The 17,364-nt window shown below is 63.7% G+C and carries 14 protein-coding genes; all 14 read right to left on the minus strand.

Translation table 11 applies throughout. The features are described from left to right. Window positions 1–19: 19 nt before the first annotated feature. Window positions 20–1,204: a c-type cytochrome gene (locus ACJ8IN_RS14590; protein WP_060423876.1), complete on the minus strand. Its 1,185-nt coding sequence runs from the start codon at window positions 1,202–1,204 to the stop codon at window positions 20–22. Then, entirely contained in the window at window positions 1,201–3,111 is a 1,911-nt protein-coding gene (locus ACJ8IN_RS14595; RefSeq protein ID WP_060423872.1) for an NAD(P)-binding protein, read from the minus strand. Before ACJ8IN_RS14595 ends, ACJ8IN_RS14590 begins: the two co-directional genes overlap by 4 nt. Window positions 3,112–3,191: 80 nt before the next feature. Then, on the minus strand, window positions 3,192–4,616 hold the full coding sequence (patD, locus tag ACJ8IN_RS14600; RefSeq protein WP_060423869.1) for an aminobutyraldehyde dehydrogenase: 1,425 nt from the start codon (window positions 4,614–4,616) through the stop codon (window positions 3,192–3,194). Between the two features lie 35 nt (window positions 4,617–4,651). Then, a complete protein-coding gene (locus ACJ8IN_RS14605; protein WP_033648928.1) occupies window positions 4,652–5,458 on the minus strand; it encodes an ABC transporter permease in 807 nt (268 codons plus the stop codon). Continuing rightward, on the minus strand, window positions 5,448–6,392 hold the full coding sequence (locus ACJ8IN_RS14610) for an ABC transporter permease (RefSeq protein ID WP_025303927.1): 945 nt from the start codon (window positions 6,390–6,392) through the stop codon (window positions 5,448–5,450). The genes ACJ8IN_RS14605 and ACJ8IN_RS14610 overlap by 11 nt, the downstream gene beginning before the upstream one ends. A gap of 1 nt (window position 6,393) precedes the next feature. Continuing rightward, window positions 6,394–7,422, minus strand: a complete 1,029-nt coding sequence (locus tag ACJ8IN_RS14615) for an ABC transporter ATP-binding protein (protein ID WP_060423867.1) — start codon at window positions 7,420–7,422, stop codon at window positions 6,394–6,396. A gap of 53 nt (window positions 7,423–7,475) precedes the next feature. Further along, window positions 7,476–8,630 (minus strand): putative ABC transporter substrate-binding protein YdcS, encoded by a 1,155-nt coding sequence (gene ydcS / locus ACJ8IN_RS14620; RefSeq protein ID WP_033648931.1) that lies wholly within the window; start codon window positions 8,628–8,630, stop codon window positions 7,476–7,478. Window positions 8,631–8,703: 73 nt separating this feature from the next. After that, complete coding sequence (locus ACJ8IN_RS14625; RefSeq protein ID WP_033654294.1) at window positions 8,704–10,167, minus strand: gamma-aminobutyraldehyde dehydrogenase; 1,464 nt, start codon at window positions 10,165–10,167, stop codon at window positions 8,704–8,706. A gap of 115 nt (window positions 10,168–10,282) precedes the next feature. Next, a complete protein-coding gene (locus tag ACJ8IN_RS14630) occupies window positions 10,283–11,206 on the minus strand; it encodes a LysR substrate-binding domain-containing protein (RefSeq protein WP_004941365.1) in 924 nt (307 codons plus the stop codon). Window positions 11,207–11,491: 285 nt separating this feature from the next. Beyond that, entirely contained in the window at window positions 11,492–11,830 is a 339-nt protein-coding gene (gene glnB / locus ACJ8IN_RS14635; protein WP_004847623.1) for a nitrogen regulatory protein P-II, read from the minus strand. An 11-nt stretch (window positions 11,831–11,841) separates the two neighbouring features. Continuing rightward, window positions 11,842–13,464 carry an NAD+ synthase gene (locus tag ACJ8IN_RS14640; protein ID WP_025303930.1) on the minus strand — a complete coding sequence of 541 codons (1,623 nt, stop codon included), beginning with the start codon at window positions 13,462–13,464 and terminating at the stop codon, window positions 11,842–11,844. A gap of 129 nt (window positions 13,465–13,593) precedes the next feature. Then, window positions 13,594–14,934 (minus strand): two-component system response regulator GlrR, encoded by a 1,341-nt coding sequence (gene glrR, locus ACJ8IN_RS14645; protein ID WP_033635613.1) that lies wholly within the window; start codon window positions 14,932–14,934, stop codon window positions 13,594–13,596. Further along, window positions 14,931–15,803: a two-component system QseEF-associated lipoprotein QseG gene (gene qseG, locus ACJ8IN_RS14650; RefSeq protein ID WP_308325967.1), complete on the minus strand. Its 873-nt coding sequence runs from the start codon at window positions 15,801–15,803 to the stop codon at window positions 14,931–14,933. The genes glrR and qseG overlap by 4 nt, the downstream gene beginning before the upstream one ends. A gap of 3 nt (window positions 15,804–15,806) precedes the next feature. Then, the gene (locus tag ACJ8IN_RS14655; protein ID WP_033635614.1) at window positions 15,807–17,243 is read right to left on the minus strand and encodes a sensor histidine kinase; all 1,437 of its coding nucleotides are present in this window, start codon (window positions 17,241–17,243) and stop codon (window positions 15,807–15,809) included. Window positions 17,244–17,364 lie beyond the last annotated feature (121 nt).

Genomic DNA, 17,364 nt, shown 5'->3' on the forward strand with positions numbered 1-17,364 from the left:
GTCAGACCGCGCTCCCTCTTCATTTCGCCTGCAGTTGACGCGCGTCCTGCACCTGCTGCACCGTCACCGGCGCCGCCTGGTTGCCCCAGCTTCCCCGCAGATAACTCATCAGATCCGCCGCCTGCCGATCGTTCAACGCCCAGCCGTAAGCCGGCATGTCGAACGCCATCGCCTGCTGCGTGATCGGCGTATGCGCCCCCTCCAGCACCACCCGCAGCGCGGTCAGCGGATTGTCCGCCGTTACCGTGGCATTGCCCGCCAGCGCCGGAATAGCGAAGTCGGTGCCCTCCCCCTTGTTGCCGTGGCAGGTCGAGCAGTACATCGCGTAGGTCGCCTTGCCGCCCGGGTTATCCGCCTGCGCGGCAGGCGCAGCGGCTTTGGCGGCGGTTTCCGGCGCCAGGCTGCGCAGGTACACCGCGATGGCGTTCAGATCGCCGTCGCTGAGATACTGCGTGCTGTGGGTCACCACCTCGCTCATCGGCCCGGCGACCGCCGCATGGCGGCTGCGGCCGGTTTTCAGCAGTGCCGTCACCTCTTCCGGCGGCAGGCCGCGCAGATTGGAGGCGTACCAGCCGTCCAGCTCGGAGCCGCTCAGGAACACCGGCTCCTTGCCGTCCAGCCCCTTCTCCTGCATCGCCCAGCCGCGCGGCGTGTGGCAACTGCCGCAATGGCCCGCGCCCTGCACCAGGTAGGCGCCGCGGTTCCACTCGGCGCTTTGCTGCGGATCCGCCTGATACGGCCGGTCGTCGTGGAACAGCTGGTTCCACACCGCCAGCGGCCAGCGCATCGACAGCGGCCAGCTGATGTCGCTGGCGCGGTTGGCCACGTTCTGCGCCGGCACTTCTTTCATCAGATAGTCATACAGCGCGCGCATGTCTTCCGCACTCATTTTGGCGTACGAGGTGTACGGCATCGCCGGGTAGAGCCGGTGGCCGTCTTTGGCTACCCCCTGGCGCATGGCGCGATCGAACTCTTCGAACGAATAGGCACCGATGCCGTGCAGCTTGTCCGGCGTGATGTTGGTGGCGTAGATAGCCCCGAGCGGCGTCGGGAACTTCATGCCACCCGCCAATTCGGCGCCGCCCGGCGCGGTGTGGCAGGCGGTGCAGTCACCGGCTTTGGCGACGTATTCCCCGGCCGACATCGCCTGGGCCGAGCCGCCTGCCGCCAGCAGGCTCAACAGGTACAGCGAACGCAGACTCATGCTCCCTCCTTGGCGGCTACCTTGCCGTAGGCCAGTTCATTCACCGCGCGCCACGCCTGATCGATCGCCGAGTTGGCGTACGGGCTCCAGTCGGCATCGGAGTTGGCGATAACGATCTTGCCGATCGGCTGCCGCGCCGTTTCGATGATTTTCGTGGCCTCGTCTTCGTCGTCAAACAGCCCGTTGAGGAAGTAGGAGTAACCGTGCGACCAGCGGTTGACGGTGATCGCCTGAATGTCGCGCTGATGGTCGAAACCGGCCTCGCCCAGCATGCCCTGCAGCTGTTCGCGGATCATCTGCTCGTGCACCTCGAACGGCGTGCCCAGCAGCAGCGCGCGCCCTTTGCGCGACTGCTCGCGCGGGCTGAGGCCGCTGCCCGGCAGCGTCGGCACGTACACCATATGCAGGCCGATCGGCCGATCCGGATCGCGCGGGTGCTGATACCCGCCCATGCTCACCGGGTAATCCAGCTTCACGCGGCTGTACGGCGCGGCCGGCGAATAGATCTCGTGCACGCCCAGCTTGATGAACGGCTGCCAGTTGCGGATCACCACCTTGCTGTACACCAGCGGCGACTTGACGTTCTGCTTCAGCGCCTCCTGCTGCTCGTGCGACATCTCCGGCACCAGGTACGGGATCATCATGTTGTAGCCGGCCATCACCACCTGCCCGGCGCGCACCTTGGTCATCTTCTCGCCGGTCATGTAGGTGACTTCCACCTTGTCGCCAACGTTGGCCGCATGCAGCCCGGTGCTGTTCAAACGCAGCTTCACCGGCGATTCCGGCCGATCGAGCTGGCCGTAGTCGAATTTGGCCAGCACCACGTCGTTCATGTCTTTGCCGGCCGGCGCCACCGCCGGGATCAATTTGCGCACCATCAGGCGCGCCAGCGTGGCGTTGCCGTCCGGGAAGTGGAACACGTAAGGATCGTCGAGATCCGCCTGCGACTCCTCGTCCAGCGGCGGCAGATTCATGCCGTCAAGGCCCGGCAGATCGCAGATGCGCGCATCGCTGCACGACGTGCCGTCGATGCCCACCGCCTGGAAATCGTTGGTGGTCTGCTGGAAATAACGGATCGCCAGCTCACTCAGGCCCACCTTCTCGCGCAGGAACTGGGTGTAGCTGTGGGTATCGAGCCACTCGACCTTCTGCTCCAGCGTCATCTCCGGCAGATAATCTTTCTTCACCGTATGCAGCGCGATCAACGCCTGGCGATCGCTTTCCGGCAGCGGGAAATCGCCGATGAACGCTTCAAAAGAGCGACCGTTGAGACGATCGCGCGGAATGTCGTCCGCCACCGTGCGGCCCGGATCGCCGCTCACCACCTTGTCGACGCCGAAGTTCTTGCGATCGAAGTAAACCCCGCGGCTCAGGTTCAGATCCGGGTAGAAGGTAGTGTCAAACGCCTGCTCCAGCCGATCGATATCGACGCCGAGATTGCGCAGCAGCCCCATCGCCACCGGGCTGAAGTTGGAGCGCGGCGACTGCAGCGATTCGCTGCCGCCGTAGCCAAGCAGCATGCCGTCGTCGGTGTTGAATTCGTTGCGCTTGGCGTGGCCGCCGAAGTCGTCATGGTTGTCGATCAGCAAAATGCGCTGCTGCTCACCTTTCAGCTGCTGCCAGAAGCAGGCGGCCGCCAACCCGCTGATGCCGGCGCCGACCACCACCAGATCGAACTCTTCAACGGCGGGCACGCTGCCGAAATCAAAGGTTTTGCCGTCGCGCCCCAACTGGTGCGCATGCTCGAACGAGCCCGGATGGTTACCCCGCAGCCCGGTCAGCGCCGGCGGGTAGTACAGGGTTTGATTGGCGGTTTGCGGCGACGCGCGCAAGATTTGCAGCGGCGTCAACCCGGCGGCGATGGTGATCGCCACCCCGTTGAGAAAATCGCGTCGGGTGATACCCATATAGGCTTCCTTTTTTATTATCATCGGCCGGCCGGAGCCGGCCCGAAGGCCGCGCTATTGTGCGGATAATTATTGTAAAATCAATGTTTGAACATCACATGACGAATGGCGGTGTAATCCTCCAGCCCGTACATCGACATATCCTTGCCATAGCCGGACAGTTTCTGGCCGCCGTGCGGCATTTCGCTCACCAGCATGAAGTGGGTGTTCACCCAGGTGCAGCCGTATTGCAGGCGGGCGCTTAAGCGATGCGCACGGCCCACGTCGCGGGTCCACACGGACGACGCCAGCCCGTAGTTGGATTCGTTCGCCCAGGCCAGCACCTGCTCTTCGTCGTCGAACGGCGTCACCGTCACTACCGGGCCGAACACCTCGCGCTGCACGATTTCATCCTCCTGGCGCGCGCCGGCCAGCAGCGTCGGCTGGAAGTAGTAACCCGGCCCCTTCACCTTCTCGCCGCCGGTCACCACCTGCACGTGCGGCAAGGCTTTGGCTCGCTCGACAAAACCGGCGACCCGCTCCAGATGCTGGGCGGTAATCAATGGCCCCAGCTCGGTGCTCTCGTCGTCCGGCGCGCCGATCTTCAGGCTGGCCACCGCCTCGCCCAGCCGCTTCACCAGCTCGGGATAAATGCTTTTCTGCGCGTAGATGCGGCAGGCGGCGGTGCAATCCTGCCCGGCGTTGTAGAAACCGAAGCCGCGAATGCCGTCCACCACCTGCTGCAGATCGGCGTCGTCGAACACCAGCACCGGCGCCTTGCCGCCCAGCTCCATATGGGTGCGCTTAATGCCGGCGGCGGTGTGGGCGATGATGTGCTCGCCGGTGGCGATCGAGCCGGTCAGCGACACCATGCGCACCTTGTCATGCCCGGTCAACCGATCGCCGACGCTTGCGCCGCGGCCGAACAGCACGTTGAGCACGCCCGGCGGGAACAGCCCGGCGGCCAGTTCGGCCAGTTTGAAGGTGGTCAGCGGCGTCTGCTCGGAAGGCTTGATCACCACGCAGTTGCCCGCCGCCAGCGCCGGCGCCAGTTTCCAGGCCGCCATCATCAGCGGGTAGTTCCACGGCGCGATCGAGGCCACCACGCCCAGCGGATCGCGGCGGATCATCGAGGTATGCCCGGCCAGATACTCACCGGCCGCCATGCCGGTCAGGCAGCGGCTGGCCCCGGCGAAGAAGCGAAACACGTCGGCCACCGCCGGCAGTTCGTCGTTCAACACGCAGTGATAAGGCTTGCCGCAGTTGAGCGACTCCAGCCTGGCGAAGGTCTCGGCATGCGCGTCGATCAGATCCGCCAGCTTGAGCAGATGCTCGGCGCGCTCCTTCGGCGTGGTTTGCCCCCAGGCGGCGAACGCGGCATCCGCCGCCAGCACCGCGCGATCGACCTGCTCCGGGCTGGCCTCCGCCACCTGCGCAATCACTTCGCCGGTCGCCGGGTTATACACCGGCAGGGTCGCGCCCTGGCCGTTCACCAGTTGGCCGTCAATCAACAGTTGGCTTTGCATAGGGTTATCCTTTTATCAGAGGTCGGGTAAGGAAATTATTTGCCGCTGCCGGCGACGCTTTCCCCACCTTTGGTCAGGTAGTAAGCGCCGAGGATCGGCAGCATGGTCAACAGCATTACCGACAGCGCCACCACGTTGGTGATCGGCACATCGCGCGGGCGACCGAGCTGGTTCAGCAGCCACAGCGGCAGCGTGCGCTCGTGGCCGGCGGTAAAGGTGGTCACGATGATTTCATCGAAAGACAGCGCGAACGCCAGCATGCCCCCGGCCAGCAGCGCCGAGCCGAGGTTCGGCAAGATCACGTAACGGAAGGTTTGCCAGCCGTCGGCGCCGAGATCCATCGACGCTTCGATCAGGCTGTACGAGGTGCGGCGGAACCGGGCGATGACGTTGTTGAACACGATCACCACGCAGAACGTCGCATGGCCGACGACGATAGTCAGGATGCCCGGCTCGATGTTCAGCGCCTTGAACGCCGCCAGCAGCGCCAGACCGGTGACGATCCCCGGCAGCGCGATCGGCAGCAGCAGCAGCAGCGAAATGCTGTCCTTGCCGAAGAAATCGCGCCGATACAGCGCCGCCGCCGCCAGGGTGCCGAGCACCAGCGCGATGGCGGTCGCCAGGCAGGCGATCTGCGCCGATAGCAGCACCGCATCGAGGATATCCTGCCGCCCGGCGGCAACGTTGAACCAGTGCAGCGTAAACCCCTTCGGCGGGAAGCTGAAAGCGGCATCCTCGGTGTTGAAGGCGTAGATGGCGATGATCGCCAACGGGAAATGCAGGAAGATCAGTCCGCCCCAGGCGGCCAGCTTCAGCCCTAAGGGCGCGCGTTCAGAGTGCATCGAAAGCCCCCAGACGTTTGACGATGGAAAGGTAGATGGCGATCAGGACGATCGGCACCAGCGTAAAGGCCGCGGCCATCGGCATATTGCCGATCGCGCCCTGCTGGGCGTACACCATGCTGCCGATGAAATAGCCCGGCGGCCCCACCAGCTGCGGCACGATAAAGTCGCCCAGCGTCAGCGAGAAGGTGAAGATCGACCCGGCGGCGATGCCCGGCACCGCCAGCGGCAAAATGACGTGGCGGAAGGTCTGCGCCGGCCGGGCGCCCAGATCCGCCGAGGCGTGCAGCAGCGAAGGCGGCAGGCGCTCCAGCGCCGCCTGGATCGGCAGGATCATGAACGGTAGCCAGATATAGACGAACACCAGAAAACGCCCCAGCCCTGAGGTCGACAGCGTGTTGCCGCCGACGCCGGGCACCGTCAGCAGCGAAGCCAACAGCGGCTCCAGCCCCAGGTGCTGCAGGAACCACTGCGCCACGCCGTCTTTCGCCAGCAGCAGGGTCCAGGCATAGGCTTTAACGATATAGCTGGCCCACATCGGCATCATCACCGCGATGTAAAAGAACGCCTTGACGCGGCCGCTGGTGTAGCGCGCCATGTAATAGGCGATCGGGAACGCCAGTACCGCGCTGGCCAGCGACACCAGCACCGCCATGGTCAGCGTGCGCAGGATGATGTCGTAGTTGGCCGGGTTGAACAGCGCCGCCAGGTTGGCGAAGGTCAGATCCGGCGTCACCGCCATGGTGAAATCGTCGAAGGTGTAAAACCCTTGCCACAGCAGCGTCAGCAGCGACCCGAGGTACACCGCGCCGAACCACAGCAGCGGCGGCACCAGCAGCAAAAGCAGATACAGCGTCGGCCGGCGATAGAGCCAGGTCGACAGCGCGCGCACGGTGCCGCCGCGCGCCGAGGGGGAATCGATGCTCATGTCCATCTCACCTCTCCTCCAGCAGCGGCACCATCGCCGCGCGCGGCCAGCAGGCGACGATCGGCTGGCCGATCTGCCGCTGTTGCCCTTCGGCGAGCCACTGCGGATTGGCCTGGCTGACCAGCAACTTTTCGCCGTCGTTCAGCGCGATTTCATACCGCGTGGCCGCGCCCTGGTAATGGATTTCCTGCAGCGTGCCCTGCACCTGGATCTCGTCCTGCGCCGCGCCGCCCTGCTCCAGCAGGCGGATATGCTCCGGCCGGATCGAGAAGGTTCGGCTTTCGCCGAGCAGGCGCTGCGCCAGCTCGCTGCGCACCACGTTGGAGGTGCCGACGAATTCGGCGACGAACGGCGTCTTAGGCCGCATGTAAAGCTCGCGCGGCGTATCCACCTGTTCGATGCGGCCGTTATTGAACACCGCCACCCGATCGGACATCGACAGCGCTTCGCTTTGATCGTGGGTGACGAAGATAAAGGTGATGCCCAGCTGGCGCTGCAGCTTCTTCAGCTCGCCCTGCATCTGCTCGCGCAGCTTGAGATCCAGCGCGCCGAGCGGTTCGTCCAGCAGCAGCACCCGCGGCCGATTGACCAGCGCGCGCGCCAACGCCACGCGCTGCCGCTGGCCGCCCGACAGGTGCGCCGGTTTGCGTTCGGCAACGAAACCGAGCGCCACGCTCTCCAGCGCCTCTTGCGCCCGCGCCAGCCGCTCGCGTTTGGCGACGCCCTTCACCATCAGGCCGTAGGCGACGTTTTCCAGCACCGACATGTGCGGGAACAGCGCGTAATCCTGAAACACCGTATTCACGTCGCGCTGGTACGGCGGCAGGTTGGCGGCTTCCTGGCCGTGGATGCGAATCGAGCCGGAAGTGAGCTGTTCAAAGCCGGCGATCAGGCGCAGGCAGGTGGTTTTGCCCGAGCCGGACGGCCCGAGCATGGAGAAGAATTCCCCGTCCTGAATGTCGATGGATACCCGATCCACGGCGCGAACATCGCCGAAAGTCCGCGAAACATCGATGAATTGCACGGCAATGGTCATTTTCTGTGCTCCATACTGATGTAGTTCGGGCGCAGCGGGCTGCGCCCCGCGGCTTAGCGGCCGCCCATGATGGCGATGTAATCCTGGGTCCAGCGGCTGTACGGCACGAACTTGCCGCCCTGCGCCTGCGGCGTTTTCCAGAAGGCGATTTTGTCGAACTGGTTGAAGCCGTTGGTTTCGCAGCCCTTCTCACCCAGCAGCGCGCTGGCCTTGCAGCCCGCCGGCGAAGCCGGCACCGACCCGAACCAGGCCGCCACGTCGCCCTGCACCTTCGGCTCCAGCGACCAGTTCATCCACTGGTAGGCGCAGCTCGGGTGCTTGGCGTCGGCATGCAGCATGGTGGTGTCCGCCCAGCCGGTCACGCCCTCTTTCGGGAACACGGTGGCGATCGGCTGCCCCTCGCCCTTCAGGGCGTTGGCCTGATACGGCCAGGCGCTGGAGGCCACCACGCCTTCGTTTTTAAAGTCGCTCATCTGCACCGAGGTGTCGTGCCAGTAGCGGTGGATCAGCGCGTGCTGGCTGCGCAGCAGCTTCAGCGCCGCCTGATACTGCTCTTCGTTGAGCTGGTATGGATCGCTGATGCCGAGCTGCGGCTGGGTGGCCTTCAGGAACAGCGCCGCGTCGGCGATGTAGATCGGGCCGTCGTAAGCCTGCACCCGGCCCTGGTTGCTCTTGCCGTCCGGCAGGTTCTGCTGCTGGAAGATCACCGCCCAGCTGTCCGGAGGCGTCGGGAAGGTTTTGGTGTTGTACATCAGCAGGTTCGGCCCCCACTGGTACGGCGTGCCGTAGGTTTTGCCGTCCACGGTGTACCAGGCGCCGTTCAGCAGGCGCGGATCGATGTTCTTCCAGTTCGGGATCAGCGCGGTGTTGATCGGCTGCACCCGCTTGCCGAAGATCAGGCGCAGCGAGGCGTCGCCGGAGGCGGTCACCAGATCGTAGCCGCCCTTGGCCATCAGGCTGACCATTTCATCAGAGGTGGCGGCGGTCTTCACGTTCACCGCACAGCCGGTTTGCTTCTCAAACTGGGTGACCCAGTCGTAGTTTTTGTCGGACTGGCCGCGTTCGATGTAGCCGGGCCAGGCGATGATATCCAGCCGGCCTTCGCCTTTGCCCAGCGTCTGCGGCAGATCGGCCGCCTGGGCCAGGCCGCACAGCACGGTAAGACAGAGCGCGGAGACGGTGGTGGTGACTGCGGTAGTTTTTCCCATCGTAATTACCCCTGTGTTGCTTATCGGTATGCGGCAGGGAACGGCTGCCGCCTGATTTTTCTTGATATAACCGTTAGAAGCCGGCTTTGAACTTCGCCATTACGTGCCTGACAACGCTGTAATCCTGCAGCGAATCGCTGGACAGATCCTTGCCGTAGCCGGAGCGTTTCAGGCCGCCGTGCGGCATCTCGCTCGCCAAGGTGAAATGGGTGTTGATCCAGGTGCTGCCGTACTGCAGATGGGCGGCGATGTGCAGCGCCCGATCGATATTTTGCGTCCACACCGACGAAGCCAGCCCGTATTCCGAGTCGTTGGCCCACGCCACCGCCTGCTCCAGGTGTTCGAAGCGCGTGACGCTGACCACCGGGCCAAACACCTCGCGCTGCACGATTTCGTCGCTTTGCAGGCAGCCCGCCAGCAGGGTCGGTTGGTAATAGAACCCCGGCCCGGAGTGGGCCGCGGCGCCGGTGATCAATTCGATATGCGGTTGGCTGAGCGCCCGCTCGACGAAGCTGGCGACGCGATCGCGCTGGCGGGCACTGATTAACGGGCCGATTTCGTTGTCCTGATCGCGCTTGCGGGCGAAACGCAGGCTGGCGACCGCCTCGCCCAGCGCGTCCACCAGCTTGGGATAGATGCCCGCCTGCGCGTAGATGCGGCAGGCGGCGGTGCAGTCCTGGCCGGCGTTGTAATAGCCGTAGGTGCGAATGCCGTTGACCACTTCGTCGAGATCGGCATCGTCGCAGACGATCACCGGCGCCTTGCCCCCCAGTTCCAGGTGGGTGCGCTTGACGCTTTTGGCCGCCGCCTGAAGAATTTTTTGCCCGGTGACGATATCGCCGGTGACCGACACCAGCCGCACCTGCGGGTGCCCCACCAGCTGGCTGCCGACCCCTTCGCCGCCGCCGTAGACGATATTCAGCACGCCCGGCGGCAGGATCTCCTGCAGCGCCGGCACCAGCGCCAGAATGGTCAGCGGCGTATGTTCAGAGGGTTTGAACACCACGGTATTGCCCGCCGCCAGCGCCGGCGCGATCTTCCACGCCGCCATCATCAGCGGATAGTTCCAGGGGGCGATCGAGGCCACCACGCCGATCGGATCGCGGCGGATCATCGAGGTGTGGCCCGGCACATACTCGCCGGCCAGCTGCCCTTGCTGCGTGCGCACCGCGCCGGCGAAGAAGCGGAACACATCGACCGCCGCCGGCAGATCGTCATTGAGCGCCTGATGCAGCGGTTTGCCGCAGTTGAGGGCTTCCAGCTGCGCCAGCTGCGGCGCCTGCCGCTCAATGGCGTCGGCAATGCGCAGCAACAGGGCGGCGCGCTGGGCCGGCGTGGTGCGCGACCAGTGACCAAACGCCTGCTGCGCGGCTTTCACCGCGCTGCCGACCTGCGCCGAAGAGGCTTCGGTCAGGGCGATCAGCGTCTCGCCGTTGGCCGGATTGACGATGCACTCCTGCTGGCCTTCGCCGTCGATAAGCTGACCGTTAATGAACTGCTGACAGGACAAACCTGAGAGAACCTGCACATCTGCCATCACCTGACGCCCCTAAGTGACAAAAACGTTAACTAAATGTGAATAAGTTAGTTTTAATCAGCCTAAGCGAGCCACTGGCGGGCAACAAATTCTAAATACTGAACGCCGCGTTCGATTAAATCGAATGCTTAAGCCCGGCCGCGTGTTTGCTGCCGTTCTCGCGCGCGATGGTAAGGAACGGCGTCACCAGCTCCGGCCGCGCGCTGCCACGCCGCCACGCCAACCCGATGTCCAGCGGCTCCAGCAGATCGTCCAGCTTGCGCGCCTCGATCATGTTGCCTTCCAGCGACCAGGCGCGGTACGCCATGTCCGGCTGGATGGAGACCCCCATCCCTGCCGCCACCAGGCTGCGCACCGCCTCAGTCGAGGCGGTCTTCATGGCGATCTCCGGTTTCAGCCCGGCGCGCGCCCAGATGCGCCGCGCGTGCACGTCCATTTCATCGGCGTTGAGCTGGATCAGCGGCTGTTTGGCCACGTCCGCCAGGCTGATGCTCTCGTGCTCCAGCAGCGGGTGCAGCGGCGGCAACCACAGGCGATACGGCGAGTGCATCAGCACCTCGGTCTGCAGCGCGTCGCGGTCTTCGATGTTCGACAGGATCAGCACGCCGATGTCGATCTCGCCGCTGACCAACAGATGCTCGATATACGGGCGCTCGTCTTCAACCACCTGCACGGTGACGTTGGGATAGGCCGATTTAAAGCGCGTGAGCAGCTCCACCAGGAAGTAGCCGGCCACCAGGCTGGTGACGCCGACGGTCAGCTTGCCGGTCAGGCTTTCGGTGCCGATCTGCAGGCTGCGCTTGGCGTTGTCCACCGTCGCCAGGATCAGATACGACTGGCGCAGAAACTGATGCCCCTGATGGGTCAGCGTCATGCCCTTGGCGTGGCGATCGAACAGCCGCACGCCGATCTCGGTTTCCAACTGCTGGATCGCCAGCGTCAGCGAAGACTGGGAGACAAACACCGCCTGGGCGCCGGCGGAGATCGACCCGGTTTCCGCCACCGCGATGAAGTGGCGGATTTGGCGTAACGTCATCATGGGGATGATTCCTCAAGCAAAAACATTGCGTTGAGTGTAGACGCCGGCCGTGAAGCGATCGGGCAAAGTATCAAAAACGCGATAGCGTTCGCTTTTTTAGAATGCTAATGGTGAAAATAACCAGGATTGTGGAGAGGTCGGGAGATGTTCACTGAGGTGTGGGGCATAGCGAGCGCCGGCCAGATTGGGCACGGCCAGCGCGCAGGGCCCGGAGCGTACACGCAGTACGTGAGGAGACCGAGCACTGCCCAGGCTCAAGCTGGCGGTGCTCGGTAGACGATCACATTAAATCGCTTCTTCGTCCTGCTCGCCGGTACGAATGCGCACCACGCGCGCCACGTCGAAGACGAAGATTTTGCCGTCGCCGATCTTGCCGGTCTGCGCGGTCTGCATGATGGTTTCCACGCAGGTGTCGACGATGTCGTCGGCAACCACGATCTCGATCTTCACCTTAGGCAGAAAGTCGACCATGTACTCGGCGCCGCGGTACAGCTCGGTGTGGCCCTTCTGGCGGCCGAAGCCTTTCACTTCGGTGACCGTCATGCCGGTGATGCCCACTTCGGCCAGCGCTTCGCGGACGTCATCCAGTTTGAACGGCTTGATAATCGCGTCGATCTTTTTCATCTTCTTTCCTTTTACCAATTTTTGCGGCCAAAACCGGATGTGATGGGGTAGCGGCGGTCTTTGCCGAAGTTACGGGCGGTGATACGCGGCCCGACGGCGGCCTGACGCCGCTTGTATTCGTTGATGTCCACCAGGCGGATCACCTTGCGCACGATCGCTTCGTCGAACCCTTCGGCCACCAGATCGGCAACCGATTTGTCGCGCTCAACGTAGCCTTCCAGGATCGCGTCCAGGATATCGTATGGCGGCAGGCTGTCCTGATCGACCTGATCCGGCGCCAGCTCGGCGGACGGCGGACGATCGATCACCCGCTGCGGGATCACGTAGGAGACGGTGTTGCGGTATTCGGACAGCTTGAACACCAACGTTTTCGGCACGTCTTTCAACACGTCGAAACCGCCGGCCATATCGCCGTACAGCGTGGCGTATCCCACCGCCATTTCGCTCTTGTTGCCGGTGGTCAGCACGATGCTGCGGCGTTTGTTGGACAGCGCCATCAGCACCACCCCGCGGCAACGCGCCTGCAGGTTTTCTTCGGTGGTGTCGCGCTCGGTGCCGGCGAACATCGGCGACAGCTGGCCCATAAAGGCGTCGAACATCGGTTCGATGGAGACGATATCGAACTCCACGCCGAGGATTTCCGCCTCTTCCTTGGCGTCGGCGATGCTGATGTCCGCGGTATAGCGGAACGGCATCATCAGCGCCTGCACCTTGTCTTTGCCCAGCGCATCCACGGCGATCGCCAGCGTCAGCGCCGAGTCGATACCGCCGGACAGCCCCAGCACCGCGCCTTTAAAGCCGTTTTTGGTCACGTAGTCGCGCACCGCCAACACCAGCGCCTGGTACACCTGCGCCAGCTGCGGCAGCTCGGCGGCCGGATCGGCCATCGGCACCACGGCCAGCTCGTTGAATTCCAGGCGGGTCACCTGCTCGTCGAAGGCCGCCAGACGGTGGGTCATGGTGCCGGCGGCGTCGAAGACCTTGGAACAGCCGTCGAAGATCAGCTCATCCTGGCCGCCGACCTGATTGAGGTACACCAGCGGCAGCTGGGTGCGCTGGCAGTGGCCGGCCATCAGGGTTTTGCGGATATACGGCTTTTCGCGGTTATACGGCGAGGCGTTGATCGACAGGATAATTTCCGCGCCGGCCGCCTTGGCGGCGTCGATCGGCTCAGGGAACCACAGATCTTCGCAAATCAGCAGCCCCAGACGGTAGCCTTTCAGTTCCACCACGCAGGTGTCGTTGCCGGCGTGGAAATAGCGCTTCTCATCGAACACGCCGTAGTTCGGCAGCTGCTGTTTAAAGTAGCGGGTCAGCAGGCGGCCTTCGGCAAACAGCGACAGCGCGTTATACAGCTTGTCGCCTTCGCGCCACGGGTGGCCGACCAGGATCGCGGTCTCGGCGGAGGCCTGCTGCAGGCGCAGCAGCTGCGCGTCGCAGCGCTGATAGAAGTCATTGCGATACAGCAGATCTTCCGGCGGGTAGCCGGACAGCGCCAGTTCGCTGAACATGACCAGATCGGCTCCCGCCTTCTGCTGCTCCTGCACGATTTGCAACATGCGTTCGGTGTTGCCTTCAATGTCGCCGACCAGCAGGTTCAGCTGGGCCAGGGCGATGGAAAGTGATCTGCTCATTTGTGTACGATCCCGCTTAATACGTTCCATGGTGCTCTACGCCGGGCGCGCCGCGGCAAAGAGAACGGAGTGTAAATCATTCCGCCGGATTTGTTGAGAACCTGCGTGGCAGGCACCGGCGGCAAACTGTCATTCTTTAAAATCGTTGGCGTCCAGCTCGTGGCGCGACAGCAATTTGTAAAACTCGGTGCGGTTGCGGCCCGCCATGCGCGCGGCCTGGGTCACGTTGCCCTTGGTGATCTGCAGCAGCTTGCGCAAGTAGTGCAATTCAAACTGGTTGCGCGCTTCGGCGAAGGTCGGCAGCGCGGTGTTTTCCCCTTCCAGCGCCTGCTCCACCAGCGCTTCGCCGATCACCGGCGCCGAGGTCAGCGCCACGCACTGCTCAATGACGTTGACCAACTGACGCACGTTGCCCGGCCAGCTGGCGGTCATCAGCCGCTTCATGGCGTCGGTCGAGAAGCTGCGCACGAACGGCTTGTGCCGCTGAGCCGCCTCGCGCAACAGGTGATTGGCCAGCAGCGGGATATCTTCGGCGCGTTCGTTGAGCGCCGGGATCTTCAGGTTCACCACGTTGAGGCGATAGTAGAGATCCTCGCGGAACTCGTTCTTCGCCATCGCCTTTTGCAGATCGCGGTGGGTGGCGGAGATGATGCGCACGTCAATGTCCAGATCGCGGTTGCTGCCCAGCGGCCGCACCTTGCGCTCCTGCAGCACGCGCAGCAACTTCACCTGCAGCGACAGCGGCATATCGCCGATCTCGTCGAGGAACAGCGTGCCGCCCGCCGCCGCCTGGAACAGCCCTTCGCGGCTGCTGACCGCGCCGGTAAAGGCGCCCTTGGCGTGGCCGAACAGTTCGGACTCCAGCAGCTGCTCCGGCAGCGCGCCGCAGTTGATGGCGATGAACGCCTTGCCGGCGCGCGGGCTGGCGGCGTGGATCGCCTGCGCCACCACCTCTTTGCCGGTGCCGCTCTGGCCGTTGATCAAGACGCTGACGTCGGACTGCGCCACCATTTTCACCTGCTCCAGCAGGCGCAGCATCAGCGGGCTGCGGGTGACGATATCTTCGCGCCAGGCATCGTCGCCGGCCGGGGTGGCCGACAGCGCGAGCGCTTCGTCGATCGCCTTGTACAGCGCATCGCGATCCACCGGTTTGGTCAGGAAGCTGAACACCCCCTGCTGGGTGGCAGCCACCGCATCGGGAATCGAACCGTGCGCGGTGAGAATGATCACCGGCATGCCCGGCTGATGCTTTTGGATCTCGGCGAACAGCGCCATGCCGTCCATCTCGTCCATACGCAGATCGCTGATCACCAGATCGATCTGTTCGCGCGCCAGCAGGCGCAGCGCTTCCTGGCCGCTTTCGGCGGTGGTGACGTGAAAACCTTCGCTGGTCAGACGCATGCCCAGCAGCTTCAGCAGGCTGGGATCGTCGTCAACCAAGAGCAGGTTGGCCGGTTTGCGTGCGGTCATTGCGCGTGAGACTCCTTATTGGCAGGGGGCGGCGTATAGGTGTCTTCCGGTTCAACCGGCAGCGCGGTGCCCTTTTCCGGTTCGTCCTGCGGCTCCGCCCCTTTGGCGGCCGCGCCGTTTTTACCGGCGGCTTCGCCCTTTTGCGAGCCTGTGTTGTTTTCCGGGATTTCCCCTTGCAACTGCTTGCGCGAAGAGAGCTGGCGCTCGATGTCGGTCAGGTTTTCCAGCTTGCGCGAGGTGTCCTGCAGCTGCGATTGCAAACGTGCCTGGTTCTGGCGCAGCGAATCGATCTGGCTGTCGCTGCTCTCCTGCAGATGCTGATAGCGCGCTTTTTCATCGAACAGCGTGATCTGCAGCAGCTGCTGCTGGCGCCACAGCTGCGTCAGCGGCCGCAACGAGCCTGGGAACTCCATTCGGTAGCTGTTGATCCTGTCGATCATCTGGCGGCGCTCGCCGGAAGTCGGCTGCGCGCTGCCCAGCAGGATGCTCTGTTTGAAAACGCCGGACCAGCTGTCGCCAGGCACCATTTTCGCCAGCGCGCGCGCCTGGGTCGACCCGATGCGATCGGCGCAGTCCATCGCGCGCAGCCAGTAGAGCGCGTTATCCAGCGCGTCCTTGTCGTCCAACTGCCACAGGGTATCGCAAGCCGCGGTGCGGTAATCGATCACCTTGGTATCCGGGATCGCCTCTTGCTGCTGAGCGTTCAGGCCGCCGCTGACGGCGCGATCGACGCAGCCCGCCAGCAACAGCGGCATAAAGAAGACGGCGCCCAACCAGCCGATCGGGCGTTTGCCGAGCGGCGTCCTGTGCGTGGCACGCGGTGAACCTTCGGTCTGTGAAAGACGAAGGCGCTTAGACCATGTGTACATTATTTATTCATTCTCGGCGGTTAACGGCAATTCAATGCGGAAGCAGACGTCTGCACCGGCGACCGTCGCCAGTTGCAGCTCACCGCGCATGCGACGGATACAGTCCTGAGCGATGCTCAACCCCAGTCCGCTTCCTTTTACCGCCCCTTTTCGCTGGTGACTACCCTGGAAAAAAGGCTCGAAAATCATGGCTCTTTCAGCCTCGGGGATCGGCGTGCCGGTATTGGCGACGTCGATTTGCACCCGTTGTCCAACCTGACGGCTGCGGATCCAAATGTTACCGGATTCCTTGCCGTAGTGCACCGCATTGGAATAGAGATTATCCAGCACGCGCATTAATAGCGTAGGCTCTGCCCAGCAGATTTCCGCCTCCAGCGCAATTTCGGTGGAAATCATCTTCGCCCGCGCCGGCAAACTGTGCGCGGCGACCACCAAATCGACCATTTCGCGCAGCTCGACGTTCTCATGTGCCGCCGGGCCATCGGCCAGTTTGCGGTTGTAATCCAACAGCTGTTCAATCAGCTGCTGCAGGTGGCGGCTGCTGTTGTCGAGGATCGTCACCACCTCTTTCTGATCGGAAGTCAGCGGCCCCGCCACCTCGTCGGCCAGCAGCTCGGTGCCTTCGCGCATGCTGGCCAGCGGCGTTTTCAGCTCGTGCGAGATATGGCGCAAGAACTCGTGGCGCTGCGATTCCAGCCACGCCAGCCGCTCGCTCAGCCAGATAATGCGCTGCGCCAGGGAACGCAACTCGCGCGGCCCTTTGAACGACGCGGTGCTGCCCAGCGCGCGCCCTTCCCCCAGACGGTTGATCATCCGCTCCACGGCCTTGACCGGCCCGATGATCATGCGGGTGAACAGCACCACCAGCAGCACGCTGACCAGGAACAGCAGCAGCGCCTGCCAGCCGAAGAACTGGCCGCGCTCGGCGATGGCCTGCTGCAGCTGCTGGCCGCGCGAGAACACCACCGCGCGCGTGGCCTGCACCATTTCGGCGTTGGAGCGCGAGAACGACTCGAGCAAGGCGGAAGCCTCTTGATCCGGCCCGCTGTTATGGCATTTGATCGCCGCCAGCTGGGTCAGCAGCTGGCGCAACGTTTGATAATAGCGCTCGTCCGGCAGAATCGGCGCATGGGCGTCCAGCATCTGCGAATACTGCTTGCGCTGGTTCTGATACAGCTTTTGCAGCGTGGGATCGACCAGCACGCAGTACTGACGATAGCTGCGCTCCATCTCCAGTGCCACGCTGGTCATCGCCTCGCTGCGCCGCGCGTCCACCAGCGTGGTGCGGTTGATGTCCGCCGCCTGCGCGCTGAGGTGATCCAGGCTCTGGTAAGCCTGATAGGCCAGCACCAGCAGCGGCAGCAGCACCAACAGGAAGGCCAGCAGCACCAATTGCCGCAGCGAACGGGGGAATAAACGCCATCTTTTCAACGAAATCATCTCATTCTCTCAGCTCTGTCACGATGCTAACTGACTCGCCGGAAAGAGAAAAGCCCGGCAAGGGAGAATCCTGAACGCGCAAGGAAAAAGCTGCGGGATCGGTGAACCGCGCCCATAGGCC

It is taken from the genome of Serratia sp. CY31944, from assembly GCF_052169175.1.
Classification (GTDB): domain Bacteria; phylum Pseudomonadota; class Gammaproteobacteria; order Enterobacterales; family Enterobacteriaceae; genus Serratia; species Serratia sarumanii.